The sequence below is a fragment of the Isoptericola variabilis genome, assembly GCF_050311655.1.
In the GTDB taxonomy this organism is placed as follows: domain Bacteria; phylum Actinomycetota; class Actinomycetes; order Actinomycetales; family Cellulomonadaceae; genus Isoptericola; species Isoptericola variabilis.
In genome coordinates, this window is the sequence record NZ_JBNOZM010000003.1 from 205309 (window position 1) to 228143 (window position 22835).

Sequence of the window (22835 nt, forward strand, 5' to 3'; positions counted from 1 at the left end):
TGAGTCCGGCGGCCGCGCGTCGTCCCTCCTGCATGACGCGACCTGCAGACGCCCCGACCGTGGGCCCCGCGGACGGCGACGCCCTCGGCCCGGAACGCTTCACGGACGGCGGTCCGCGGCTGTGCTTCCAGGCGGCCGGCGACCCGGCCGACCCGACGCTGCTGCTGATCGGCGGCGTCGCGTCGTCGATGGACTGGTGGCCCGCCGACCTCGTCGCGGCGCTCGCCGGCGGCGGCCGGTACGTCGTCCGGTACGACCACCGCGACACGGGCCGCTCGGCCACCTGCCCGCCCGGCGCCCCCGACTACACGGGCCGCGACGTCACCGAGGACGCGCTGCGCGTGCTCGACGCCGTGGGCGCGGCCCGGGCGCACCTCGTGGGGCTGTCGATGGGCGGCGCCATCGTGCAGGAGCTCGCGCTCGAGCACCCCGACCGCGTCGCGTCGGCCACGCTGATGTCCACGACGCGCGCCGTCTCCGCGCCCGACGACGCCCCGCTCGCACCGTCCGCCCCCGAGCTCGCGGGCCTGTGGGACGGCGAGTCGCCCGATCCCGCAGACACGGCCGCGCTGGTGGACGCCGTCGTCGCCGAGGACCGCGCGCTCACCGGCCGGGGCGACTTCGACGAGGCGCGCACCCGCGCCGTCGCGGCCCGCGCCGTCGAGCGGTCGATCGACCCGACCGCCGGGACGAACCACTTCGCCGCGGAGCCCGGGCCACCGTTCGAGGGCACGCTCGCGGACCTGCGCGTCCCGACGCTCGTCGTGCACGGCAGCGAGGACCCGCTGTTCCCCGGCCACGGCGCGGCGCTGGCGGCGGAGATCCCCGGGGCGCGGCTGCTGGTGCTCGACGGCGTCGGCCACCAGGTCGCGCCACCGTCGTCGTGGGACGTGCTCCTGCCGGCCCTGCTCGAGCACACCGCTGAGCACACATCCAGGTAACAGGGCCAGGATGGGCAGCATGTCCTCCCTCACCCTCACCACCTGGGGCCACGCCGGCGTGCGCCTGGAGCGCGACGACCGCGTCCTCGCCATCGACCCCGGCACGTTCACCGACCCGCGCATCCTCGACGGCGCCGACGCCGTGCTCGTGACCCACGAGCACGTCGACCACGTGGACGTCCCTCGCGTGGCCGCCGCGCTGGCCGCCGACGGCGGGCCCGACCTGTGGGCCCCGGCCTCCGTCGTCGAGCAGCTGACCGCCGCGGGCGCCCCCGCCGACCGGCTGCACGCGGTGGACGGCGGGGCGTCGTTCGACGCGGCCGGGTTCGCCGTGCAGGCCCTCGGCCACGTGCACGCGACCATCCACCCGGACATGCCGCCGCCGGCCAACGTCGCGTTCCTCGTCGACGGCGCGGTGCTGCACCCCGGCGACTCGTTCACGCCCGCACCCGCCGGGGTGCGGGTCGACGTGCTGGCGCTGCCGGTGGCGGCGCCGTGGCTCAAGCTGGCGGAGGCGGTCGACTACGTGCGCCAGGTGGCGCCGCGCGTCGCCGTGCCGATCCACGACGCGATCCTCAACGACGCGGGCCTGGCGCTCGTCGACCGCGTCGCGGGCGGCCTCGGCGGGGCCGAGTACCGGCGGCTCTCGCCCGGCGAGGCGCTGGAGGTCCGCACGGCCTGACCCGCAGCACGCCCGAAGGTCAGCCGCGGCTCAACGGGACGACGTCGGCGAGCGGCGCCTGCAGCTCCGCCGACCCGCCCGCGGGGCGGAACCCCAGCGCCACGTTGATCGCCAGCATCGGGGCGTTCGTCTCGTTGTTCCACGTGGAGATGCGCCGCGCGGCGGGGCGCAGGCGCGTGTGCTCCCGCAGGTTCACCGCCTTGAGGAGCAGGCCGAGCCGGTGGCCGCGGTGCGCGGCCAGCACCACGGTGCTCTCCTGCTCGGTGAGCTCGGGGCGGTCGTCGGCCCACTCGAGGATCGTCATGCCCGCCAGGGTGCCGGTCGGCACGTGCTCGGCGGCGGTGACCAGCAGCGTCATCCCCCGCTCGGCGCGCTTGGCCTCCTCGACGCGGACGCGCCGCCCGTCCCACCGCTCGGGCTCCAGCGCGAGGCCGCCGTTCGGCTCGTCCTCAGACAGGCTGTGCTCGAGCGCCGCGACCTGCTCGACCCACGACTCGGGCGCCGGGCCCTGCCAGGTGTGCAGGCGGTAGGCGTCCCCGGCGCGGGCCGCGGCGCCGGCCACGACCTCGTCGACGACGTCGTCCGGGAGCGGGACGTCGAGGACGGAGCGGCGGGCCACGATCTCCAGCCCCAGGCCGGCCCGGCGCGCGAACCGCATGCCCGGCAGGTCGGCGGAGACGCGCCCCGGGCCCTCCCGGGGCGCGAGCGCGTCGGGGGCGCCGTCGGGCGGCTCGTGGGCGAGCTCGACCTCCGCGAACACGGTCGTGCGGCACTCGGTGAGCGCGACCCGGCGCAGGCGGTCCGCGATCGCCGACCCGATCCCGCGCCCGCGGTGCGAGGGCAGCACCGCGATGCGCACGACGGCGAGGTGCCGGTTGTCGGAGACGGGCAGCACGAGCTCCCCGTGCCCGACGACGCGCGGCGCGCCGTGCGAGGTCTCGCCGTCCACGGCGGCCAGCCGGTGGGTGCGCGCGTGCTCCTGGTGCCGGTCGCCGACCAGCAGGTCGACGGCACGGGGCGCGAGGTCGTCGTGGCCCAGGTCGGCCAGCCCGACGGCCCGCTCCAGCGCGGCGACGCCGTGGTAGGCCCAGGCCTCGGGGGCGTCGAGGCGGTCGGCGCGGGGCGGTTCGACCAGGCGCCACGTCGGTGTGGCCGCGGGGGTGCTCATGACTTCACGGTGCGCCGCGGACGTCGTCCCGTCACGCGCTTTTCCGGGCGGGCGGGCGCCTGACGTCGCGGTTCGCCCGCCGTGGCGCGTAGGGTGCCTCACCGTGACGACCGAGACCCCGCTGCCGGTGACCACGGGCCGGCTGGTCCTGCGCGCGCACCGCGCGGAGGACCTCGAGCCGCTGCTCGCCTACTACGCCGACCCCGAGGTGGCCCGCTACCTGCTCGAAGAGCCGTGGACGCCGGAGGTCGCCGAGGCGCAGCTCGCGAAGCGGCTCGCGCGCACCCGCATCGACGAGCCCGGCTCCGCCCTGGCGCTCGTCGTCGAGCACGACGGCCAGGTCGTCGGCGACGTCGCCCTGTGGACGACGGGCGACACCGTCTCCCGCGGCGAGATCGGCTGGGTCTTCCACCCCGACCACACCGGCCAGGGCTTCGCGACCGAGGCGGTGCGCGCCGTCCTCGACCTGGCGTTCGGCTTCTACCGCATGCACCGCGTCGTCGCGCAGCTCGACTCCCGCAACGCACCGTCCGCCCGCCTGTGCGAGCGCGTCGGCATGCGCCGCGAGGGCCACCTGCGCCAGGACTGGTGGTCCAAGGGCGAGTGGACCGACACGCTCGTGTACGGGGTCCTCAAGGACGACCGGGCGACCCTCGCCCCTCGGTGAGCCTGACGTCGACGTCACGGTCGGTCCTCGTCTCTGCACAGGACGGGGACCGACCGCGACGTCGACACCCCCTGTGGAGGACGGCCGGGCTGCCGGGCACGATGGGGCGATGACGTCCGACATCGTCGTCCGGCCCGCGAACGAGGCGTCGTGGGACGACCTGCAGACCGTGCTCGGCCCGCGGGGCGAGGGGGCGCGCTGCCAGTGCCGGTGGTTCCAGACGCCGTCGTCCGACTGGCGCGAGAGCGCCCGCGAGGAGCGGGCGGCCGCGCTGCGCCGTGACACGCACTGCGGCGAGCCGGACGCCCCCACCACCAGCGGGCTGGTCGCCTGGCTCGACGGCGAGCCCGCCGGCTGGTGCGCCGTCGAGCCCCGCACCGCGTACGCCCGGCTGCGCACCGCCCGGGTGCCCTGGTCGGGCCGCGACGAGGACAAGGACGACGACGGCGTGTGGGCCGTGGTCTGCTTCGTGACCCGCGCCGGGTACCGCCGTCGCGGGGTCAGCGCGGCCCTCACGGCCGCCGCCGTCGAGCACGCCCGCTCCCGCGGGGCGCGCGCCGTCGAGGGCTATCCGATGGTCGTCGAGCCCGGGTACAGCGACTCGTGGGGCGAGCTCTACGTCGGGGTGGCGTCGGTGTTCGAGGCCGCCGGGTTCCGCGAGGTGAGCCGCCCGACGTCGCGCCGCGCGGTGATGCGCGTCGACCTCTGATCCCTGCCGAGCACCGTCAGCGTCGCTCGACGTGCTCCGCGAGGAACTCGCCCCACGTCTGCTTGCCGACGGCGCGGTCGGGCGCGAGGTTGCCGCCCGCCGCGTACGCCCGCGACGCCGCGCCCGGCACGCGGACCGGCATCGTGGGGCGTCGCGACCCGACGGCGTCGAGGTAGTCCCGCACCATCCCGCGGAACGTGAGCACCTCGGGACCGGCGAGGTCGGGCACGCGGCCCTGCGGGTCGCCGAGGGCCAGCTCGACCAGGCGCGCCGCGACCTCGTCGGCCGCGATCGGCTGCGCCCGCCAGCCCGACGGCGTGGGCACCACCGGCAGCTTCGCGAGCGCCCGGGCGGCGATGAGCACCAGCTCGTGGAACTGCGTGGCGCGCAGGTTGGACCACGCGATCCCGGACTCCTCCAGCACCCGCTCCTGGGCCAGCTTGCTCGCCATGTAGCCGAGGGCGCGGCGGTCGAAGCCGGACCTCACCGGGACCTTCTCCGCGCCCACCACCGAGACGTTCACCAGGTGCGGGTCAGTGCCGGCGTCCCGGACCGCCCGCACCAGCGCCCGCGCCATCGGCTCGTTGTGGAGCTGGTCGCCGGCGAGGTGGACGATCGTGTCCGCGTCGCCGACCGCCTGCGCCAGGCCGTCGCCCGTCGTCCAGTCGGCGACGACGTACCGCACCCCGTCGCCGTCCGCGCGCGGGCTGCGGCTGACCACCCTGACCTGTGCTCCCGTCCGCACCAGCCGCGGCACCACCAGCCTGCCGAGGTGTCCCGTCCCGCCGGTGACCAGGATGCGTGCTGCCGACGTCATCTGCCGTCCTCCTCCGTCGTCGCGCGACCACCGCGCGTCCTGCCACCCCGACGACGCCGGAGGCCCGGACGTGACGGCCTGGCTCAGGCGCCCGGGACCGGGTCGACGCGGCTCGTCCGCAGATGCTCGAACACCACGGACGTCCGCACGTCCGCGACCGCACGGTGCTGTGTGAGTCGGTCGATGACGAACGCGTAGAGCCGGTCGTTGTCGGGTACGGCGACGTGCAGGACGAAGTCGGCCGTGCCGGTGGTCACGAAGACCCCGAGCATTTCAGGGAGGTCCTGCGCCCAGTCTCGGAACTCCTCGATCACCTCGCGCGACGGTGGCCGGACACGCACCGAGACCAGCGCCTGCACCGGCCGGCCGATCGCCGCGAGGTCGACGTCGAGCAGGGCACCGCGGATCACGCCGCGACCGCGCAGCGACCGGGTGCGCTCCAACGCGGTGCTCGGCGACACCCCGACCGCCGCCGCGACGTCCCGGTTGGTGCGCCGTGCATCCGACTGGAGCTCCCGGAGGATCGCCCGATCAAGTTCGTCCATATGGTCGATTCTGGCACTTCTGCCGAATGTCGTACGGATTCTGCGCACACTGTCCGAGCGCTGTCGTAGCGTCAGCCGCGATATGCCGCACGAACGACCAGGAATGAGGCAGGCATGACCGGCATCGGGTTCGCCCCGGAGGAGATCGACACGTCCACCCCGACCCGTCGGGCCCGGCTCAAGTGGGTGGTCGCGGTCCGCGACACGCTGACGCCCGGCCAGGCGGCGAACGCGGCGATCTGCGTGGCGGCGGCGACCGTGCCACACGTGGACGGCCTGCTCGGCCCGGACGCCAAGGACGCCGACGGCACGGTCCATCCCGGCTTGCCGTGGACCGGCTGCTCGATCGTCACGGCGGACGCCGGAACCTTGCGGGACATCCGTGCCAGGGCCGGGGCGCACGAGCTCACCTTCGTCGCCGACATGCCCGCCGTGGGCCAGGCTGTCCGCGTCTACGACGAGTACCTCGACGCCGTGGCACAGACCCCGGGTGAGGCCTTCGAGTACGCGGCCGTCGGGATCGTCGGACCGCGGAACAGGGTCGACCGGATCATCCGCAGCCTGCCGCTGCTGTGAGGAGCTTCCGGCACCCCTGCCGGCGGCGGACGGGGCCCGTGGAGCAGGTGCGGACCGGAGCGGCGACGACCCGGACGACCGGCTCCACCGGGATCCGACCGCGGCTCACCGTCCTCCCGTGTTCGGCCCGGCGTCGAGCGGGAAGCGGCGGCGCAGCAGGATCCGCTGGACCAGCGTCCACGCGACCGTCACGAGCAGGTACAGCCCCGCGGCGAGCGGCACGAAGCACGCGACGGCGGCGGTGACGAACTGCAGCGCGCCGAGCGCACGCTGCATCCCCGCCGGGGCCGCGGCCGTGGCGGTCATGCGGGGGACGGCGATCGGTCCGCCGGGCAGCGTGGCGCGCCGCGTCAGCTCCGCCACGACGGCGACGGCGAGCACGAGCGCGCCGAGGACGGCGACGGCCGCGACGCCGGGCGCCCCGCCGGAGAGCACCCCGACGAGGCTGGTGCCCAGCGGCACCCCGAACAGGGTGTGGCCCAGCAGGGCGTTGGCGCCGCCGGCGATCTCCGCGTGCACGAACACGGCGTAGATGACCCCGACCACCGGGGCCTGCAGCAGCATCGGCAGGCAGCCGGCCAGGGGCGTGGTGCCCTCGTCGGCGTAGAGCTGCATCGTGGCGCGCTGCAACGCCTCGGGGTCCTTTCGGTGCCGCCGCTGCAGCTCGGCGATGCGGGGTGCGAGCCGCACCCGGGTGCGCTCGGCCCGCGCCTGCGAGACGCCGACGGGGATCAGGGCGGCGCGGACGGCGAGGGTCACGGCGACGACGGCGGCCGCCGCGGCTCCGGCGCCGAGGGCCGGCTCGAGCAGGTGCGACAGGCCCATCAGGGCGCGGTACGCGCCGCCGAGCACGGCGGCGACAGGGGGCAGGGCAAAGAGATCCATGGGGGTTTCCTCGGTCGAACGGCAGGGGTACGCGTTCGCCGATCACCCCGCGGGCGTGCGGGGTCGCCGCGCGCGGCGCGCACGACGGCGCGCCGTCCGGGCGGGGACGGTCCGGGCAGTGCCCGAGGGGGATCAGCCGCCGAGGCGACCGGGAGCGCGGGGCCGGGGGCGGCCGGGCGCGTGGGGATCGCTCTGGGTGACGAGCGGCGGGAGCTCGTCGTCGCGCCGCAGGACGGGCGCGGTCACGGGCAGCAGGCGCGGCCCGACCGTCGTCACGCGGGCCACGAAGGTCAGGGCCATCGCGACCAGACCGGCGGCACCGACCAGGAGGAGCAGGGTCGTCAGCGTGGGCGTGCCGAGCAGGACGGCGAGCGACGACGACACGTCGCGCGCCAGCACGAGCAGGGCGTCACCCATGCCGTCTCCCCTCGTGGTCGCGCGCCTCGTCCCGAGGCGCTCCCGTCACGATAGCGCGCCGCTCACCCCTCGTCGGAGAGCCGGGCGAACGTCGCGAGCGGCCCGGCGAGCACTCCGCCCTCCACGGGCAGCGTGACGCCCGTGATCCACGCGGCGTCGTCGGACGCGAGGAACGCGACGGCGGCGGCCACGTCCGCCGGCTCGCCGACGCGCCCCAGCGGGTACATCGGCGCGAGGCGGTCCGGGCCGCCCTGGTCGTCCCAGACGCGGGTCCGGACGGTGCCGGGCGCGACGACGTTGACGCGCACGCCGTCGGGCCCGAGCCGGACGGCGAGGTTCTTCGCCAGCACGCCGAGCCCGGCCTTCGCCGCGGAGTACGCGTCGCCGCCGAAGGCCGCGAGCCCGTTGACCGACCCGACCAGCACGACGGCGCCGCCCGGGCGGGTCAGGTGCGGCGCGGCGGCGCGCACCACGCGCGCGGGCCCGGCGAGGTTGAGGTCCACCGTGGCGGCCCAGTCGGCGTCGGTGCCGCCGTCGAGCTGGTCCGGGTGCGCCAGCGCCCCGCCGGCGACGTTCACGACGACGTCGAGCCGCTCCCGCCGCGCGACGGCGGCGGCCACGGCGGCGGCGACCGACTCCGGGTCGGTGAGGTCGCACGACACGACGAGCGCCTCCGGGCCGAGGGCCGCCGCCGTCTGCTCGGCCGCGGCCGTGTCGACGTCGGCGAGCACCACCGACGCTCCCTCGGCGGCCAGCCGCCGCACCACGGCGGCGCCGATGCCGTGCGCGGCCCCCGTCACGAGCGCGACGCGCCCCGCGAAGCGGTCCATCACCCTCACCCGCCGTCCCTCATCAGGCGCCGACGTAGTCCGCGAGATGCTCGCCGGTCACGGTGGAGCGGGCGGCCACGAGGTCGGCGGGCGTGCCCTCGAAGACGACCGTCCCGCCGTCGTGCCCGGCGCCCGGGCCCAGGTCGATGATCCAGTCGGCGTGCGCCATGACGGCCTGGTGGTGCTCGATGACGATCACGGTCTTGCCGGCGTCGACCAGCCGGTCCAGCAGGCCGAGCAGGTTGGCGACGTCGGCCAGGTGCAGGCCGGTGGTGGGCTCGTCGAGGATGTACGTGCCGCCCTGCTCGCCCATGTGCATGGCGAGCTTGAGCCGCTGCCGCTCGCCGCCGGACAGGGTGTTGAGGGGCTGGCCGAGCTTCACGTAGCCGAGCCCGACGTCCTCCAGGTGGGCGAGGATCTTGTGCGCCGCGGGGATCTTCGCCTCGCCCTCGCGGAAGAAGGCGTGCGCCTGCGCGACCGACAGGTCGAAGACCTCGGCGATGTTCTTGCCGCCGAGCGTGTACTCCAGCACCGACGCCATGAACCGCTTGCCGCCGCAGTCCTCGCACGGCGTCTCGACCGTCTCCATGAAGCCGAGCTCGGTGTAGATGCGGCCGTTGCCCTTGCAGGTGGGGCACGCGCCCTCCGAGTTGGCGCTGAACAGGGCCGGCTTCACCCCGTTGGCCTTGGCGAACGCCTTGCGGATCGGCTCCAGCAGCCCGGTGTACGTGGCGGGGTTGGAGCGCCGCGAGCCCTTGATCGCGCCCTGGTCGACGACGACCACGCCCTCCCGCCCCGCGAGGTTGCCGTGGATGAGGGAGCTCTTGCCGGAGCCCGCCACACCCGTCACGACCGTCAGGACACCGGCCGGGACGTCGACGTCGACGTCGCGCAGGTTGTTCTGCGAGGCGCCGCGGATCTCGAGCGAGCCGGACGGCGCGCGCACGCTCGGCTTCACGGAGACCCGGTCGTCCAGGTGCCGCCCGGTGAGGGTGTCGCTCGCGCGCAGCCCCTCGAGCGTGCCCTCGAAGCAGATGGTGCCGCCGTCGGTGCCGGCGCCCGGGCCGAGGTCGATCACGTGGTCGGCGATCGCGATCGCCTCGGGCTTGTGCTCGACGACGAGCACCGTGTTGCCCTTGTCCCGCAGCTCCAGGAGCAGGCCGTTCATCCGCTCGATGTCGTGCGGGTGCAGGCCGACGGTCGGCTCGTCGAAGACGTACGTGACGTCGGTGAGCGCGGACCCGAGGTGCCGGATCATCTTGGTGCGCTGCGCCTCGCCGCCCGACAGGGTGCCCGCCGGCCGCTCCAGCGACAGGTAGCCCAGCCCGATCTCGACGAACTTGTCGAACAGGTGCAGCAGGGCGCCGACCAGCGGCGCGACGCCCGGGTCGTCGATCCCGCGCGCCCACTCGGCGGCGTCGGTGATCTGCATGCGGCACACGTCGGCGATGCCGGCGCCGTTGACCTTCGCCGACCGCGCGGACTCGTTGAGCCGGGTGCCGTCGCAGGCGGGGCACGGCACGAACACCGCGGCACGCTCCACGAACGCCCGGATGTGCGGCTGGAGCGACTCGGGCGCCTTGCTGAACATCGACTCGCGCAGCTTGGGGATGAGGCCCTGGTAGGTCATGTTCATCCCGAGCGCCTTGATCTTCCCCTTTTCTTTGTAGAGGAAGTCGTGCCGCTCGGCGTCGGTGAAGTCCTTGACGGGCTTGTCGCCGTCGAGCATCCCGGACTCGGAGAAGCCGCGGACCATCCACCCGTCGGCCTTGTAGCCCGGCACGAGGATCGCGCCGTCGTTGAGGGACCGCGACTCGTCGACGATGACCGACAGGTCGAGGTCGGAGACCGTGCCGCGGCCCTCGCACTCCGGGCACATGCCGCCCAGGTACACCTGGTTGCGGACGACCTTCTTGTCGACCTCGCCCCCGGCCTTGCCGGTGCTGAACACACCGCTCGCCGTCGACGTCGGGATGTTGAACGAGAATGCCGTCGGTGGCCCGACGTACGGCTCGCCGACGCGGCTGAACAGGTTGCGCAGCATCGCGTTCGCGTCGGTGACCGTGCCGACCGTCGACCGGACGTTGGCGCCCATCCGCTCCTGGTCCACGAGGATCGCGGTGGTGATGCCCTCCAGGACGTCCACGTCCGGGCGCGGCAGCGACGGCATGAAGCCCTGCACGAACGTCGAGTACGTCTCGTCGATGAGCCGTCGCGACTCGGCCGCGATCGTGGCGAACACGAGCGAGCTCTTGCCCGACCCCGACACCCCCGTGAACACGGTGAGGCGGCGCTTGGGGATCTCGACGTCCACGTCGCGCAGGTTGTTCTCGCGGGCGCCCTGCACGCGGATGACGTCGTGCGCGTCGGCGGCGTGGTCGGGCGTGGTCGCGGTCGTGGTCACGGAGCGGCTCCTCGGGTCGTCGATGGTCGGCGGCGGCACGGTCACACCCGCGCGGTCAGACACGGGTCAGCGGCAGGTGCGGCGGGGCGGGCAGCTCGACGGCGATCGCGTCCCCGGGCCGGACGGTGCCGCCGCGCGAGACGATCCCCATCACCCCGGCGAGCCGCTCGACCTGGCCGTCGTCGCCGCGGCGCAGCACCTGCTTGAGCAGGCCCGGCTGGAAGTCGTTGATCTGCTGGCAGGGGTTGCGCAGGCCGGTGACGGTCACGACGGCCCCGCCGATCGTCAGCCGGGTGCCCACCGGCAGCCCGAGCAGGTCGATCCCACGGGTGGTGACGTTCTCCCCCAGGTCACCGGGGGCCACGTCGTGCCCGGCCTCGCGCAGCAGGTCGAACAGCTCGGCGTGGACGAGGTGCACCTGGCGCACGTTGGGCTGCGACGGGTCGGCGGCGACCCGGCTGCGGTGCTGCACGGTGACGCCGGCGTGCGCGTCGCCCGCGACACCGACGCCCTCGACCAGGAGCACCTCGTCGACGGCCGGCTTGCTGAAGCCGTGGACGGCGCTCGCGTGCACCGAGACGACGCTCGCCGTCGTGCCGGACGACGGGGTGCTGGTCGAGGGGTCCGTGACGGTCACCTGTGCTCCTTCGATCGGGGGTGCGGCGGGTGCGGCTCAGCCCCGCAGCTCGGCCAGAGCCTTGTCGATGCGGCGGGCCCGTGTCGAGGCCTGCTTGGCGCCGTCGACGTCGAGCACGAGACGCCGTCGACGGCCCGGCGGAAGGGCATCGTACGCCGTACGGGCGGCGGGATCGGCGTCGAGCGCGCGGGCCAGGTCGTCGGGCTCGACGACGACGCGGGGCTCGGTGTCGAGCGCCAGCTCGACCTCCACCTCCGCGCCGACCTCGAGGCCCGCGGCCTCCCGGTTCGCGCGGCTGAGGCCGAGCAGGTGCCGACCCCGCATGATCGCGACGCGGCTGCGCCAGGTGTGGCCGTTCACGGTGATGACCACCGGGGGCCGGGCGCCGCCGTCGAGGGCCTCGACGACCTCCGGCGGCACCTCGAGGCCCTGCATCTTCTCCGCGGGTTCGACGACGGCACGAAACCTCAGGACCGTTCCCTCGCCTTCCCGGGTGGTCCGGGTGAGACGCGGGGCTCCCGGGACGCACACCGTCGTCACCCGACCTGGTCGATGCGGACCATGTTGCCCGCGGGGTCGCGGAACGCGCAGTCGCGCACGCCCCACGGCTGCTCGGTGGGCTCGGAGACCACCTCGGCGTCGGCGGCCTGCAGCTTGGCGAAGACGCCGTCGAGGTCCTTCGTGCCGAGGATGAGGGACTGGTAGGCCCCCTTGGCCATGAGCTCGCGGATGGTGCGCCGCTCGTCCTCGGTGATGCCGGGGTCGACGGCGGGCGGGGTGAGGACGAGGCGGGTCTCGGGCTGCGCCGGGGAGACGAACGTCAGCCAGCGCATCTCGCCCTGGCCGACGTCCTGGACCAGCTCGAAGCCGAGCAGGTCGCGGTAGAAGCCCAGCGAGGCCTCCGGGTCGGTGTGCGGGAGGAAGGTCGTGTGGATGGTGATGTCGATGTCGCTCATGGAATTCACGCTAGGTGGAGGTCCACCGCGGGCGCTTCTCGATTCCTGACCGGTCGGGTCACCTGCTTCGTGACGCACGACGGCAGCTCCCCCGCCGCCGACGACCGCGCCCGCCGCGCGTACTCGCTGGGCGACATCCCCACCAGCTCCGTGAACCGCGTGCTGAACGTGCCGAGCGACGACGACCCCACCTCGAAGCACACCTCCGTGACGCTCAGGTCGCCGCGCCGGAGCAGCGTCATCGCGCGCTCGATGCGCCGCGTCATGAGGTAGCTGTACGGCGACTCCCCGAACGCCGCCTTGAACTGCCGGCTCAGGTGCCCGGCCGACATGTGCACGCCGCGGGCCAACGCCTCCACGTCCAGCGGTTGCGCGAACTCCCGGTCCATCCGGTCGCGCACACGCCGCAGCAGCGCGAGGTCGCGCAACCGGTCGGCGTCGGTGCTGGTCACGGTGCGATGCTTCCACGGCCCGCCGACGCCCGCTTGCCGTGGGTCCGGTCGTCCGACCTCAGGGCGTCGCGACCCGGGCGTGCACGTGCATGTCGTGCCAGCCGTCGAGGTGCCGCACGGACTGCCGCAGCACGCCCTCGGCCTCGAACCCCGCCTTCTGGGCGACCCGGCACGACGGCGCGTTGTCGGTGGAGTGCACCAGCTCGAGACGGTGGAAGCCCGCCTCGAACGCCCACGCGGCGGCGACGCCGAGCGCGGCCGGCGCGACACCTCGGCCGCGCGCCGCCGGGGCCGTCCAGTACGCGACGACGCCCACGCCGTGCGGGTCGAACGTCTTGACGACCATGCGCCCGAGCACGACAGCGGCGTCCGCGGCGTCCGCCACCGCCCAGCTCGACTCGCGCCCGTCGGACCAGCCCGCACGCCAGCCGTCGATCACCTCGCGCGCCTCGTCGTCCGACTCCAGGACGCGCACGTGCCACCGCTGGATCGCCTCGTCGGCGTACACCTCGCGCACCGCCGGGGCGTCCTCCGGGCGCCACGGGCGCAGCAGGGCCCCCGCGGCGGGCACGTCGAGCACCGGCTGCTCGGGGTCGGTGAAGGGCGCGAACGTCACGGGCAGCAGGGTGGGCACCCGGCGATCCTGGCACCGCCGTCGGCCGCTGCGCCAGCCCGTTCGTGCAGGTCAGTCGTGCCGGTGCGCGGTGGCGGACCGTCGTGGGCCGTACCCGTCACCCACGACGGGACCGGTGGCGTCGTGCCCGCTGTCATGACCGCCGTCGTCCCCCGACAACGCCGCCGACGGCCCGGGACGCGCGTCGGACCCCGGCTCGACGACGAGGAGCTGGCCCATCATCCCCTCGTCCTCGTGCAGCAGCATGTGGCAGTGGTACATGTACGGCAGCACGTCGTCCGTGTAGTCCTCGAACCGCATGAGCAGCCGGTAGGTGCGGCGCGGCTCCAGGTAGACCGTGTCCTTGGGGCCGGCGAGCTCGGGCGGCGGCGCCTCGCCGTCGACGGTGAGGACCCGGAACTGCACGTCGTGCACGTGGAAGCTGTGCGGCATGGGGATGGTGTTGCGCACCTCCCACACCTCCGTGCTGCCGACGGTCGCCACCTCGTCGATGCGGCCGGCGTCCATGCGCTCGCCGTTGATGGTGCGCTCGTCGAGGTCGAACGTGCGGGTCACGGTCGCGTCCTCCTCGTGCAGGGCGTCCCCGGCGGCGTGCTCCGACGGCGCCCACGCGGGCTCCGGCGACGGCGCGAGCTCGTCCGCGGCGCGCAGCTCCAGCACGTCGAACGCGTCGTTGCCGCCCATCGCGAACGGTGCGGCGACGCCGCCCAGGTCGGCCTCGGACGAGTGCAGGCGCGTCGTCTCGCCCGGACGCATCGCGACCACCACCTCCGCCCGCTCCCCCGGTGCGAGGCGCACCCGGTCCAGCCGGACGGGCGCGTCCAGCAGCCCGCCGTCCGTGGCGACGAGGTCCATCCCCCGGTCCGCGAACCCCAGGGAGTACGTGCGCGCCGTCGACCCGTTGAGCAGCCGCAGCCGCACCCGCTCGGTCGTGACGCGCTGGTACGCGCCCGCGACGCCGTTCGTCACGACCGTGCTCCCGAGCGTGCCCGGCTCGCCGCCGTCGTCCTTGAGGACCAGCCGCCCGTCGTCGTCGAGCACCTTGTCCTGCACGACCACGGGGACGTCGTCGACGCCGTACTCCTGCGGCAGGTCGGCGGCGCGCGACGCGTCGTCGTCGAGCAGGAACAGCCCGGCGAGGCCGCGGTAGACGTGCTTCTCGGTCTCGCCGTGCGGGTGCGGGTGGTACCAGAGCGTCGCGGCGGGCTGGTCGATCGTCCACGTCGGCCGCCACGTGGCACCCGGCTCGACCGCCTGGTGCGGGCCGCCGTCCATCGCCGCCGGCAGGTGCATGCCGTGCCAGTGCACGCTGGTGGTCTCGGGCAGGTCGTTGGTCACGTCGACGGCGACCCGCTCGCCGCGCTCGGCGCGCAGCGTCGGGCCCAGGTACGGGCCGTCGTAACCCCACGTCGGGGTGTCGACGCCGGGCAGCAGCTCGGTCGTGCCCTCCTGGGCGGTGAGGCTGAAGGTGCGCACGCCGTCCACCACCTCGGACTCCGCGAGCGGCGGGATCGGCAGCGCTCGGTCGAACTCCGGCTCGTCGACGGACGTCACCGAGCCGGGGATCGCACCGCACCCGGCGGCCAGCAGGGGGACGACGGCGGCGAGCACCGCCGCGCGCAGCACCGCGCGGCGGGTCGGTCGCCGCGGGTGTGCCGGGCGCGCCGTCATCGGGCGCCGCCGCGGGCCTTCTGGACGCCGAGCGCGACGACGCCGGCGAGCGCGCCCCACCCGGCGTCCATCGCGAGCGCCGGGACCGCGGTCCACGCGGCCGCGCCCTCGCCGCCCAGGCCGACGCCGCCGAACAGCGTCGAGACGAGCAGGGCGACGACGCCGGACGCGAGGCCCGTCATCGTCAGGGTGAGCACGGGCCGAGGCACGCGGCCGAAGCCGACGACGCCGATCCACACGACGGCCGTGAGCGCGACGATGGCCAGGGCGCGCGGCGCGCCCGCGCCGCCGATGCCGGTGAGCCCGGTGAGCGGCCAGAGCAGCGCCATCGACGCGAGCCCCGCCACGAGCGGCCAGGAGATGCCGGCGCGCGTCGGAGTGTCCGACGGCGTGGGCTGTGGACCGGGCTGGGGAGAAGGCAGGTTCGAGGTCATGCCTCGACCCTCCCCGCCGGGCGGGGGACGCCACATCGGCCCGGGAGCGTCTCCTGCTGTCGCCCCGGGGCGACACCGACCCTGACCTCCACCCCGACCGCCCGCTGGCGAACAGGCGGTTCGGCACTCTCCTGGGGCGACGCCTAGCCTGGCGGCATGTCCTCGTCCGCGACGCCGCCACCGAGCCCGTGGGTGACCGACGTGGTCCTGGCGCTGGCGTCGACGCTCGTCGTCGCGGTCGTCATCGCGGCCGACCCGTCGGGCCAGGGCGACGCCGGCGCGGCGGCGTACCTGTTCGCCGTCGGGTTCGGCGCCCTGGTGCTGCTGCGCCGGGTCGCGCCGCGCACGATGCTCGTGCTCACGTTCCTCGGCGTGTGCGCCTACTACGCCCTCGGCTTCGCGCCGATCGGGATGGTGCTGCCCGCCGTCGCCGCGCTGTACGCGGCGGCGGAGCGGGGGCGCACCGGCTGGGCGGCGGGCACCGGCGTCGTGCTGGTCGCCGTCGCCACCTGGTTCCGCGTGACCGACGACGACGTCGACCCGAGCGCCGCGCTCACGGCCTACGACCTGGTCACCAACGTCGCGCTCACCGCGGCGGCGGTCGCCCTCGGCGTCGCCGTCCGGCTGGCGCGCGAGGCCCGCGAGCGCGCCGTGCTGGTCCGCGAGCTCACGGCGGAGCAGGAGGCGCACGCCGCGCAGGAGCGGCTCCAGGCCGAGCGGCTGCGGATCGCCCGCGACCTGCACGACACCGTCGGCCACCATCTCTCGGTCGTCGCGCTGCACGCCGGCGTCGCGGACGAGGCGGTCGGGCGGGACGACGACGCCGCGCGCGACGCGCTCGCCCGCGTCCGGGAGGCGGCGTCGGGCACCCTCGACGAGCTGCGCGCCACGGTGAAGGTGCTGCGCGAGCCCGCGCCCGACGCCCTGCCTCGCGGGGCCCTCGGCCTGGCGGGCCTCGACGGGCTCGTCGCGCCGGTGCGGGCGGCCGGCCTCGACGTCGAGGTGGTCGACGCCGTCGCGCCCGGAGCGCTGAGCGACGCGATCGACGCCGCCGCGTACCGCATCGCCCAGGAGGCGCTGACGAACGTGCTGCGCCACGCGCGCGCCCGGCACGTGCGGGTCGAGGCGCGCGTCGACGACGGGCACCTGCGCCTGGCGGTGACGGACGACGGCCGCGGCGCCGGCACCTCGCCGGGCCCCGGGGCCGGGCTGGCGGGCATGCGCGAGCGGGCGAGGCTGCTGGGCGGCACGCTCACCGCGGGCGACGCGCCGGGCGGCGGGTTCGCCGTCGTCGCCGACCTCCCGGCCACGCTCCCCCGCTGAGGCCCGGGCCCGCTCGCCGCGGCAGTTCGCGTTCGGCGCGGCAGTCCGGACTGCCGCGCCGAACGCGAACTGCCGACGTGACGGCGCCGACCGGCCAGACTGGAGCCATGATCCGGATCGTGCTGGTCGACGACCAGGAGCTGGTGCGCGCGGGGCTGCGCCCGCTGGCGGAGCTCGACGGCGACATCGCGGTCGTCGGCGAGGCGGCCGACGGCCGCGCCGGCCTGTCGCGGGTGCGCGAGCTGCGGCCCGACGTCGTGCTGATGGACGTGCGGATGCCCGGGCTGGACGGCATCGAGGCGACGCGGGCCGTCGTCGCGGACCCGACCTTGCGCGACGTCCGCGTCCTGATGCTCACCACGTTCGACGAGGATGAGCACGTGGTCGAGGCGATCCGCGCGGGCGCCGCCGGCTACCTGCTCAAGGACGTCTCGCCCGGCGACCTGCGCGCCGCGATCCGCGCGGTAGCCGCCGGCGACTCGCTGCTCTCCCCCGCCGTCACCGCCGCCGCGATGCGCGCCGTGGCCGACGCTCCCCGCCGGCTCGACGACGCCGCCGTCGCCGGGCTCACCGAGCGGGAGCGGGAGGTGCTCACCCTCGTGGGCCGCGGGCTGACCAACGACGAGGTCGCCCGCGAGCTGTACCTCAGCCCCGCCACGGCCCGCACCTACGTGAGCCGGCTGCTCACCCGGCTCGACGCCCGCGACCGCGCCGCGCTGGTCGTGCTGGCCTACGAGACGGGTCTGGTGCGCCCGGGCGCGTAGAGCACCGAAGTCGTACAGTCATGTTCAAGAACTGCGGTGGCGCGCCGACCGAGGAGCTGACCATGGCCACGACCTACACCTTCGACGTCTTCTCCAGCCTGGACGGGTTCGGCGCCGCGCACGGCGACTGGACCGGCTACTGGGGCAAGCAGGGACCCGAGCTGCTCGAGCACCGGCTCCATCTGTTCGACACCGAGCAGCGGATGGTCCTCGGCGCCACCACGTACCGGGCCTTCGTGCAGATGCTCGCCGCGAGTGCCGCCGATTCCGACGTCCGCGACCCGTGGGTCACCCGCATGGTCCACAGCCCCGCGACCGTCGTGTCGAGCACCTGTTCCCCGTGATCACCGGGCAGACCGGCGTCGACCCGCTGTTCCGCGGCGCCGCCGGCTTCGACCTCGAGCTGGTCGAGACCCGGACGCTCGACGGCCGCACGCAGGAGCTCGTCTACGTGCCGCGGCTGCACGGCTGACGGCGGCTCAGACCAGGCCCAGCTCCCGCGCCCGCACGCCCGCCTGAAACCTCGAGGTGGCGCCGAGGGCCGCCATCAGCTCGGCGACGCGGCGGCGGTAGGTGCGCACGCCCATCCCCATCGCGCGGGCGGCGGTCTCGTCCTTGACGCCCTGCCCGAGCAGGTCGAGCACCTGCGGCGCGATGGCGCGGATCTCGGCGATGCGGGCGTCGAAGACGTCGAGGTCGACGGCGGACCGCCACACGGCCTCGAACAGCGACGCCACCCCCTGCACCGCCTCGGGCTGCGTGACGATGCCGTAGCTGCGCCGCCCCGCCCGGACGTCGCCGGCGAGGATCGCCAGCCGGCGGTCGAAGAGGATGGTCTCGTTGACCTCCTCGGTGGTGATGCGGACGTGCGCGCCGTGCTCGTCCCGCGCCCGGGCCAGCCCGCGCGCGGCCACCGGGTCGAGCAGCACGCCCGGTCGGAAGACCTTGCGCAGGCGGAGGACGTCCCGGCCGGGCGGCGCGACGGCGTCCTGCGGGCCGTGCGTGACGACCCACGTGCCCAGGTCGTTCGCGGCGCACGAGATCTCGGTCGCGTGGGCGAACAGGTGCGCCGTGCGGGCGAGGAGCTCCTCCTCGCCCTGGACGACGGCGACGGCCTCTCCGGTCTGCATCTCTCGATCCTGCACCCGGCGGCAGGGTGCTGCCAGGGTCGGCAACAAGCTGCCACCCGCGTGATCCCCGCCGCGACCGCGCCGAGGCTGGACGACATGACGACCTCCACGACCACCACCCCCACCACCACCGCTCCCGACGCCTCCGCCGCCGGCACCTGGCAGCTCGGCGACCGCACCGTGAACCGCATGGGCTTCGGCGCCATGCGCCTGATCGGCACCCTCGGCTCCGCGACAGTCCGGCCGCGCGAGGACTCCCTCGCGGTGCTGCGCCGCGCCGTCGAGCTCGGCGTCAACCACATCGACACCGCCGCGTTCTACTTCTTCCCCACCCGGTCGGCGAACGAGCTGATCGGGGCCGCGCTGCAGCCGTACGGCGACGACCTGGTGATCACCACGAAGATCGGCGCCTCCCAGTCCCGCGACGGCGCCTTCGAGCCGTACGCGCGGCCCGACCAGCTGCGCGGACAGGTCGAGGAGAACATCCGCCAGCTCGGCCTCGACCAGCTCGACGTCGTGAACCTGCGCTGGGGCACGGGCCTCACGACTGAGCCCGGCTCCGTGGCCGAGCACGTCGGCGCGCTCACCGAGCTCCGCGACGCGGGCCTGGTCCGGAACATCGGCATCTCCAACGTGCTGCCCGAGCAGCTGACCGAGGCGCTCGAGATCGCCCCGATCGTGTGCGTGCAGAACCGGTACGGACTCACGGAGCGGGCCGACGACGGCCTGCTCGCGCGCTGCGGCGAGCTCGGCATCGCCTTCGTGCCGTTCTTCTCCGTGGGCGCGTCCGTCGCGGGCGCCATCCCGGACGGCACCCACCACGACGCCGGCGCGGCCGAGGTCGCGGCGATCGCCGCGGCCCACGGCGCGACGCCGGCCCAGGTGCGGCTGGCATGGACCCTGCACCGCGGCCCGCACGTCCTCGCCATCCCCGGCACGGGGAGCGTCGCGCACCTGGAGCAGAACGTCGCCGCCGCGAGCCTCCGCCTGTCCGACGACGACCTCGCCGTCCTCGACGCGATCGCCCCGGCCGCCGACTGACCGGCGCCGCTCAGCCCTTGAGGCCCGTGTGCGCGAGCCCCTGGACGAACTGCTTCTGGGCCACGAGGAAGACGACCAGCACGGGCAGCACGGTGAGCGTGGTCGCCGCGAGCTGCACGTTCCACATCGGACCGCCGTAGGCGTCGACGTACTGGGTGAGCGCCTGCGGCAGCGTGAAGTTGTTCTTGGAGGACAGGTAGACGATGGGCTCGAGGTAGAGATTCCACGACTTGAGGAACGTGAAGATCGCGACGGCCGCGAGCGCCGACCGGGACAGCGGCATCGCCACCCGCCAGAACAGGCCCCACCGGCCGAGACCGTCCAGGCGCCCCGCCTCCTCGAGCTCGTGCGGCAGGCCCAGGAAGAACTGCCGCATGATGAACGTGGCGAGCACGCTCGGCGCGCCGAGCACCGGGATCACGATGAGCGGCCAGTGCGTGTCGATCAGCCCGGCGGAGTTCACCAGCCGGAACAGGGGCACGATCGTCACCTCGGACGGCACGAGCAGCCCGACCAGCACCAGCAGGAACAGCGCGTTCGCCCCGGGGAACCGGATGCGCGCGAAGGCGTACCCGGCCATCGCGGACACCAGCATCGTGCCGCCGGTGACCAGCGCCGCGATGTACAGCGAGTTCCAGTACTGCTCGGCGAACGGTTGCAGGGCGAACACGCGGCCGTAGGCCTCGAAGGTCGGGTCCTGCGGCCAGAGCGTGGGGACCGACCGCAGGATCTCGCTCATCGGCTTGAGGCTCGACGTCGCCATCCACCAGGTGGGGAACACGAACGGGAGGCTGAGCACGAGCAGCACCGCGACCAGCCCCCACCGGCCCCGGCGTCGCCGCCGCCCTCCGGCACGACGGGCGGGGGCGGCCGGGGCGCCCGAGCCGGTGGGGCCGGCCGTGCCGGCGCCGCCCGGCGACGGCGGCCCGGCGGCCGCGGGACGGTCCGTGAGCACGTCAGACTTCATGGAAGACCCACTTCTTGCGCGACTGCCACTGCAGCAGGGTGAGGACGAGGACGATGGCGAACAGCAGGACGGCGATCGCGCTGGCGTACCCGAAGTCGTTGAACTGGAACGCCTGCTGGTACAGGTAGTAGACGAGCACCGTGGTCGAGCTGCCGGGGCCGCCGCCGGTGAGGACGTCGATCTGAGCGAACACCTCGAGCGAGCCGACGATCGTGATGATCGAGACCAGCAGGATCGTCGGACTGATGAGCGGGAGGGTGATCGACCGGAACCGGCGCCAGGCGCCCGCGCCGTCGAGACGGGCCGCCTCCTGCAGCTCCTCCGGCACGCCCTGCAGAGCCGCGAGGAACAGGATCATGTTGAGGCCGACGTTCTTGAAGACCTGCACCACGATCACGGAGAGCATCGCCGTGGTCGGCTGCCGCAGCCAGTTGGGCCCCTCGACCCCGAGCAGCGACAGGAACCCGTTGATCCCGCCGTCCGCCTGCAGCAGGAAGCTCCAGACGATGGTCCAGGCGACGAGGGAGACCACCACGGGCGAGAAGAAGAACGTGCGGAACGTCGTCGTGCCGGGGAGCTTCTGGTCGAGCAGCACGGCCAGCAGCAGGGCCAGCGCGATGTTGAGCACGACCAGCCCGATCGAGAACCAGAGCGTCGCCCACAGCGCGTCGTGCAGGCCCTGATCCTCGACGAGGCGCTGGTAGTTCTCCGCGCCGCTGAACTGGAAGGTGTTCGCCAGCACGTTCCACTCGTGCAGCGAGTACCACACCACCATCCCGAGGGGGACGACGACGAACAGCAGCGCGCCGAGCACGACCGGGCTGACCATGGCGTACCCGACCCACCAGTCGCGGCGGGCGCGTGCCGAGGCGGTGGTGAGGGACACGTCAGTCCTCCAGCAGCGGCGTGATCGCGGCGCAGGTGTCGCCGAGCACGGCCTCGACGTCCGCGTCCGCCGTCCACATCGCGTCGAGCTCGGAGCGCACCGTCTCCTGCAGCTTCGCGAAGTTCTGGTGCGCCGGCTTCGTGACGGCGTCCTGGATGCCCTCGACGACGACGGCCTGGAGCTGGTCCTCGCTGAGCTGCGGGTTGGCGGCGGCGAGCGTCTCGGAGTTCAGCAGGGACTCGCGCGGCGGCGGGAAGTACGCGGCCAGCTCCTTCGCGTTGTCGGGGTTCGTGAAGTACGCGAGGAAGTCGGCCGCGACGTCCGGGTGCTTACCGGCGGCGAAGACGCCGATGCCGGCCTGACCGATGACGTTCTGCTTGCCTGTCGGCCCCGCAGGCAGCGGGACGACGTCCCAGTCGAACGAGCCGTCGAGCGAGGACGCGCGGCTGATCTGCGTGATCGTCATCGCGGCGTCGCCGGCGAAGAAGTCGGCGGTGGTCCCCGGCCCGGGCATCGCGTCGTCGTCGAAGATCGCGTCGTGGATCCACGTCATCGCGTCGACCATCGCGGGGTCGGTGAAGGTGCACTGCGTGCCGTCCGCGCTCCACGGAGCGGCGCTCCACCCCGACCAGACGGTGGCGAGGTTCTCCCAGAACTGGAAGTCGAAGTCGCGCACGACCAGGCCCTGCTTGCCCGAGTCGGCGGCGGTCTTGGCGGCGATGTCGCGCGCCTCGTCGAAGGTCCACGTCCCGTCGGCGACGAGGTCGGCCGGGTTCGGCTGGCCGGCGGCCTCGAGCTGGTCGGTGTTGACGAACATCGCGAACGGGCTGTTGGAGAACGGGTAGGCGTACAGGCCGTCACCCTCGCTCCACAGCTCCAGGGCGCTCGGCGTCAGGTCGTCGTACTGGTACCCCTCGGTGCCCTGGAGCACCGGGGCGAGGTCGACGAGCGCCCCGCTGGAGACGAACTCCGGCGCGTTGCTCTCGAAGACCCACGCCAGGTCGGGCGCGTTCCCGCCGGCGAGCTGGGTGGTGAGCGCGGTCGTGTAGTCCTCGAACGGGATGGTCTCGAAAGACACGCTCGACACGAGGTCCGGGTTGTCGGCGACGTAGGCGTCGGCGATCGCCTGGAACATCGCGAGCTGCTTCTCGTCGGCGGTCCAGACGGTCATGCGCAGGTCGACGGGCTCGTCGGGGGGTCTCCGGGTCGCCGGCGACGCCCTGCCCGTCGCCGCCACAGGCGGTGAGAGCGAGCAGCGCCGCGACGGCGGCGGCCGCGGCGAGGGCCGCGCGGGGGCGG

General features: G+C 74.5%; 28 protein-coding genes. 10 read left to right on the forward strand and 18 right to left on the reverse strand.

Annotation, left to right across the window (positions count from 1 at the left end; translation table 11 throughout):
• The first annotated feature begins 32 nt into the window (after positions 1-32).
• Together ACQP60_RS08110 and ACQP60_RS08115 are read left to right on the forward strand one after the other, a co-directional pair.
• A complete protein-coding gene (locus tag ACQP60_RS08110) occupies positions 33-941 on the forward strand; it encodes an alpha/beta fold hydrolase (RefSeq protein WP_429730473.1) in 909 nt (302 codons plus the stop codon).
• 19 nt (positions 942-960) lie between these two features.
• Positions 961-1623, forward strand: a complete 663-nt coding sequence (locus ACQP60_RS08115) for an MBL fold metallo-hydrolase (protein ID WP_429730476.1) — start codon at positions 961-963, stop codon at positions 1621-1623.
• A 19-nt stretch (positions 1624-1642) separates the two neighbouring features.
• Here the strand turns inward: ACQP60_RS08115 and ACQP60_RS08120 are convergent, their stop codons facing one another.
• Positions 1643-2791, reverse strand: a complete 1149-nt coding sequence (locus ACQP60_RS08120) for a GNAT family N-acetyltransferase (protein WP_429730479.1) — start codon at positions 2789-2791, stop codon at positions 1643-1645.
• A 103-nt stretch (positions 2792-2894) separates the two neighbouring features.
• Between ACQP60_RS08120 and ACQP60_RS08125 the strand changes: the two genes are divergently transcribed.
• Both ACQP60_RS08125 and ACQP60_RS08130 read left to right on the forward strand, forming a co-directional pair.
• Positions 2895-3458 (forward strand): GNAT family N-acetyltransferase, encoded by a 564-nt coding sequence (locus tag ACQP60_RS08125; protein ID WP_429730482.1) that lies wholly within the window; start codon positions 2895-2897, stop codon positions 3456-3458.
• 109 nt (positions 3459-3567) lie between these two features.
• The gene (locus ACQP60_RS08130; protein ID WP_429730485.1) at positions 3568-4167 is read left to right on the forward strand and encodes a GNAT family N-acetyltransferase; all 600 of its coding nucleotides are present in this window, start codon (positions 3568-3570) and stop codon (positions 4165-4167) included.
• Positions 4168-4183: 16 nt separating this feature from the next.
• Here the strand turns inward: ACQP60_RS08130 and ACQP60_RS08135 are convergent, their stop codons facing one another.
• Positions 4184-4984 (reverse strand): SDR family oxidoreductase, encoded by an 801-nt coding sequence (locus tag ACQP60_RS08135; RefSeq protein ID WP_429730488.1) that lies wholly within the window; start codon positions 4982-4984, stop codon positions 4184-4186.
• Between the two features lie 83 nt (positions 4985-5067).
• Positions 5068-5529, reverse strand: coding sequence for an Lrp/AsnC family transcriptional regulator (locus ACQP60_RS08140; RefSeq protein ID WP_429730491.1), 462 nt, complete (start codon positions 5527-5529; stop codon positions 5068-5070).
• Positions 5530-5643: 114 nt separating this feature from the next.
• Here ACQP60_RS08140 and ACQP60_RS08145 point away from each other — a divergent pair, with 114 nt between their 5' ends.
• The gene (locus ACQP60_RS08145; protein WP_429730494.1) at positions 5644-6105 is read left to right on the forward strand and encodes a DUF2000 domain-containing protein; all 462 of its coding nucleotides are present in this window, start codon (positions 5644-5646) and stop codon (positions 6103-6105) included.
• Positions 6106-6210: 105 nt separating this feature from the next.
• On the opposite strand, the gene ACQP60_RS08150 is transcribed toward ACQP60_RS08145, so the two are convergent.
• The 11 genes from ACQP60_RS08150 to ACQP60_RS08200 form a co-directional block, all read right to left on the reverse strand.
• Positions 6211-6990, reverse strand: a complete 780-nt coding sequence (locus ACQP60_RS08150; RefSeq protein ID WP_429730497.1) for a YidC/Oxa1 family membrane protein insertase — start codon at positions 6988-6990, stop codon at positions 6211-6213.
• 132 nt (positions 6991-7122) lie between these two features.
• Positions 7123-7407 (reverse strand): DUF6412 domain-containing protein, encoded by a 285-nt coding sequence (locus ACQP60_RS08155; protein WP_429730500.1) that lies wholly within the window; start codon positions 7405-7407, stop codon positions 7123-7125.
• A 62-nt stretch (positions 7408-7469) separates the two neighbouring features.
• The gene (locus tag ACQP60_RS08160; RefSeq protein ID WP_429731400.1) at positions 7470-8237 is read right to left on the reverse strand and encodes an SDR family NAD(P)-dependent oxidoreductase; all 768 of its coding nucleotides are present in this window, start codon (positions 8235-8237) and stop codon (positions 7470-7472) included.
• A 22-nt stretch (positions 8238-8259) separates the two neighbouring features.
• Positions 8260-10641 carry an ATP-binding cassette domain-containing protein gene (locus ACQP60_RS08165; RefSeq protein ID WP_429730503.1) on the reverse strand — a complete coding sequence of 794 codons (2382 nt, stop codon included), beginning with the start codon at positions 10639-10641 and terminating at the stop codon, positions 8260-8262.
• 55 nt (positions 10642-10696) lie between these two features.
• Positions 10697-11278, reverse strand: a complete 582-nt coding sequence (locus tag ACQP60_RS08170; RefSeq protein ID WP_429730505.1) for an MOSC domain-containing protein — start codon at positions 11276-11278, stop codon at positions 10697-10699.
• A gap of 36 nt (positions 11279-11314) precedes the next feature.
• Positions 11315-11818 carry a YdeI/OmpD-associated family protein gene (locus tag ACQP60_RS08175; protein WP_429730508.1) on the reverse strand — a complete coding sequence of 168 codons (504 nt, stop codon included), beginning with the start codon at positions 11816-11818 and terminating at the stop codon, positions 11315-11317.
• Positions 11815-12225 (reverse strand): VOC family protein, encoded by a 411-nt coding sequence (locus ACQP60_RS08180; protein ID WP_429731403.1) that lies wholly within the window; start codon positions 12223-12225, stop codon positions 11815-11817. The genes ACQP60_RS08175 and ACQP60_RS08180 overlap by 4 nt, the downstream gene beginning before the upstream one ends.
• A 14-nt stretch (positions 12226-12239) precedes the next feature.
• Positions 12240-12686 (reverse strand): helix-turn-helix transcriptional regulator, encoded by a 447-nt coding sequence (locus tag ACQP60_RS08185; protein ID WP_429730510.1) that lies wholly within the window; start codon positions 12684-12686, stop codon positions 12240-12242.
• A gap of 58 nt (positions 12687-12744) precedes the next feature.
• Positions 12745-13320 carry a GNAT family N-acetyltransferase gene (locus tag ACQP60_RS08190; protein WP_429730513.1) on the reverse strand — a complete coding sequence of 192 codons (576 nt, stop codon included), beginning with the start codon at positions 13318-13320 and terminating at the stop codon, positions 12745-12747.
• A 51-nt stretch (positions 13321-13371) separates the two neighbouring features.
• The gene (locus tag ACQP60_RS08195) at positions 13372-14991 is read right to left on the reverse strand and encodes a multicopper oxidase family protein (protein WP_429730516.1); all 1620 of its coding nucleotides are present in this window, start codon (positions 14989-14991) and stop codon (positions 13372-13374) included.
• Complete coding sequence (locus ACQP60_RS08200) at positions 14988-15425, reverse strand: hypothetical protein (RefSeq protein WP_429730519.1); 438 nt, start codon at positions 15423-15425, stop codon at positions 14988-14990. The genes ACQP60_RS08195 and ACQP60_RS08200 overlap by 4 nt, the downstream gene beginning before the upstream one ends.
• A 156-nt stretch (positions 15426-15581) precedes the next feature.
• Here ACQP60_RS08200 and ACQP60_RS08205 point away from each other — a divergent pair, with 156 nt between their 5' ends.
• The 4 genes from ACQP60_RS08205 (at position 15582) to ACQP60_RS08220 (ending at position 17984) form a co-directional block, all read left to right on the forward strand.
• On the forward strand, positions 15582-16748 hold the full coding sequence (locus ACQP60_RS08205) for a sensor histidine kinase (protein ID WP_429730522.1): 1167 nt from the start codon (positions 15582-15584) through the stop codon (positions 16746-16748).
• Between the two features lie 107 nt (positions 16749-16855).
• A complete protein-coding gene (locus ACQP60_RS08210) occupies positions 16856-17512 on the forward strand; it encodes a response regulator (protein WP_429730524.1) in 657 nt (218 codons plus the stop codon).
• Positions 17513-17574: 62 nt separating this feature from the next.
• Positions 17575-17856, forward strand: a complete 282-nt coding sequence (locus ACQP60_RS08215; protein ID WP_429730527.1) for a dihydrofolate reductase family protein — start codon at positions 17575-17577, stop codon at positions 17854-17856.
• Entirely contained in the window at positions 17853-17984 is a 132-nt protein-coding gene (locus tag ACQP60_RS08220) for a hypothetical protein (RefSeq protein WP_429730530.1), read from the forward strand. The genes ACQP60_RS08215 and ACQP60_RS08220 overlap by 4 nt, the downstream gene beginning before the upstream one ends.
• A 7-nt stretch (positions 17985-17991) precedes the next feature.
• Here the strand turns inward: ACQP60_RS08220 and ACQP60_RS08225 are convergent, their stop codons facing one another.
• Positions 17992-18642 (reverse strand): DNA-binding response regulator, encoded by a 651-nt coding sequence (locus ACQP60_RS08225; RefSeq protein ID WP_429730533.1) that lies wholly within the window; start codon positions 18640-18642, stop codon positions 17992-17994.
• Between the two features lie 96 nt (positions 18643-18738).
• On the opposite strand from ACQP60_RS08225, the gene ACQP60_RS08230 reads away from it, so the two are divergent.
• A complete protein-coding gene (locus ACQP60_RS08230; protein WP_429730535.1) occupies positions 18739-19683 on the forward strand; it encodes an oxidoreductase in 945 nt (314 codons plus the stop codon).
• Positions 19684-19693: 10 nt separating this feature from the next.
• On the opposite strand, the gene ACQP60_RS08235 is transcribed toward ACQP60_RS08230, so the two are convergent.
• From ACQP60_RS08235 to ACQP60_RS08245, 3 genes are read right to left on the reverse strand one after another with little or no spacing between them, the layout of a single operon-like run.
• Positions 19694-20650 carry a carbohydrate ABC transporter permease gene (locus ACQP60_RS08235; RefSeq protein ID WP_429730539.1) on the reverse strand — a complete coding sequence of 319 codons (957 nt, stop codon included), beginning with the start codon at positions 20648-20650 and terminating at the stop codon, positions 19694-19696.
• On the reverse strand, positions 20640-21536 hold the full coding sequence (locus ACQP60_RS08240) for a carbohydrate ABC transporter permease (RefSeq protein ID WP_429730542.1): 897 nt from the start codon (positions 21534-21536) through the stop codon (positions 20640-20642). Before ACQP60_RS08240 ends, ACQP60_RS08235 begins: the two co-directional genes overlap by 11 nt.
• Position 21537: 1 nt before the next feature.
• Positions 21538-22707, reverse strand: coding sequence for an ABC transporter substrate-binding protein (locus tag ACQP60_RS08245; protein WP_429730544.1), 1170 nt, complete (start codon positions 22705-22707; stop codon positions 21538-21540).
• Positions 22708-22835 lie beyond the last annotated feature (128 nt).

What these genes read in the sequence shown, in the direction of transcription:
- ACQP60_RS08110 (WP_429730473.1), top strand. Translation starts at nt 33, where the DNA reads ATGACGCGACCTGCAGACGCCCCGACCGTGGGCCCCGCGGACGGCGAC.
- ACQP60_RS08115 (WP_429730476.1), top strand. Translation starts at nt 961, where the DNA reads ATGTCCTCCCTCACCCTCACCACCTGGGGCCACGCCGGCGTGCGCCTG.
- ACQP60_RS08120 (WP_429730479.1), bottom strand. Translation starts at nt 2,791, where the DNA reads ATGAGCACCCCCGCGGCCACACCGACGTGGCGCCTGGTCGAACCGCCC.
- ACQP60_RS08130 (WP_429730485.1), top strand. Translation starts at nt 3,568, where the DNA reads ATGACGTCCGACATCGTCGTCCGGCCCGCGAACGAGGCGTCGTGGGAC.
- ACQP60_RS08135 (WP_429730488.1), bottom strand. Translation starts at nt 4,984, where the DNA reads ATGACGTCGGCAGCACGCATCCTGGTCACCGGCGGGACGGGACACCTC.
- ACQP60_RS08140 (WP_429730491.1), bottom strand. Translation starts at nt 5,529, where the DNA reads ATGGACGAACTTGATCGGGCGATCCTCCGGGAGCTCCAGTCGGATGCA.
- ACQP60_RS08145 (WP_429730494.1), top strand. Translation starts at nt 5,644, where the DNA reads ATGACCGGCATCGGGTTCGCCCCGGAGGAGATCGACACGTCCACCCCG.
- ACQP60_RS08150 (WP_429730497.1), bottom strand. Translation starts at nt 6,990, where the DNA reads ATGGATCTCTTTGCCCTGCCCCCTGTCGCCGCCGTGCTCGGCGGCGCG.
- ACQP60_RS08155 (WP_429730500.1), bottom strand. Translation starts at nt 7,407, where the DNA reads ATGGGTGACGCCCTGCTCGTGCTGGCGCGCGACGTGTCGTCGTCGCTC.
- ACQP60_RS08160 (WP_429731400.1), bottom strand. Translation starts at nt 8,237, where the DNA reads ATGGACCGCTTCGCGGGGCGCGTCGCGCTCGTGACGGGGGCCGCGCAC.
- ACQP60_RS08195 (WP_429730516.1), bottom strand. Translation starts at nt 14,991, where the DNA reads ATGACGGCGCGCCCGGCACACCCGCGGCGACCGACCCGCCGCGCGGTG.
- ACQP60_RS08200 (WP_429730519.1), bottom strand. Translation starts at nt 15,425, where the DNA reads ATGACCTCGAACCTGCCTTCTCCCCAGCCCGGTCCACAGCCCACGCCG.
- ACQP60_RS08205 (WP_429730522.1), top strand. Translation starts at nt 15,582, where the DNA reads ATGTCCTCGTCCGCGACGCCGCCACCGAGCCCGTGGGTGACCGACGTG.
- ACQP60_RS08210 (WP_429730524.1), top strand. Translation starts at nt 16,856, where the DNA reads ATGATCCGGATCGTGCTGGTCGACGACCAGGAGCTGGTGCGCGCGGGG.
- ACQP60_RS08215 (WP_429730527.1), top strand. Translation starts at nt 17,575, where the DNA reads ATGGCCACGACCTACACCTTCGACGTCTTCTCCAGCCTGGACGGGTTC.
- ACQP60_RS08225 (WP_429730533.1), bottom strand. Translation starts at nt 18,642, where the DNA reads ATGCAGACCGGAGAGGCCGTCGCCGTCGTCCAGGGCGAGGAGGAGCTC.
- ACQP60_RS08230 (WP_429730535.1), top strand. Translation starts at nt 18,739, where the DNA reads ATGACGACCTCCACGACCACCACCCCCACCACCACCGCTCCCGACGCC.
- ACQP60_RS08235 (WP_429730539.1), bottom strand. Translation starts at nt 20,650, where the DNA reads ATGAAGTCTGACGTGCTCACGGACCGTCCCGCGGCCGCCGGGCCGCCG.
- ACQP60_RS08245 (WP_429730544.1), bottom strand. Translation starts at nt 22,707, where the DNA reads ATGACCGTCTGGACCGCCGACGAGAAGCAGCTCGCGATGTTCCAGGCG.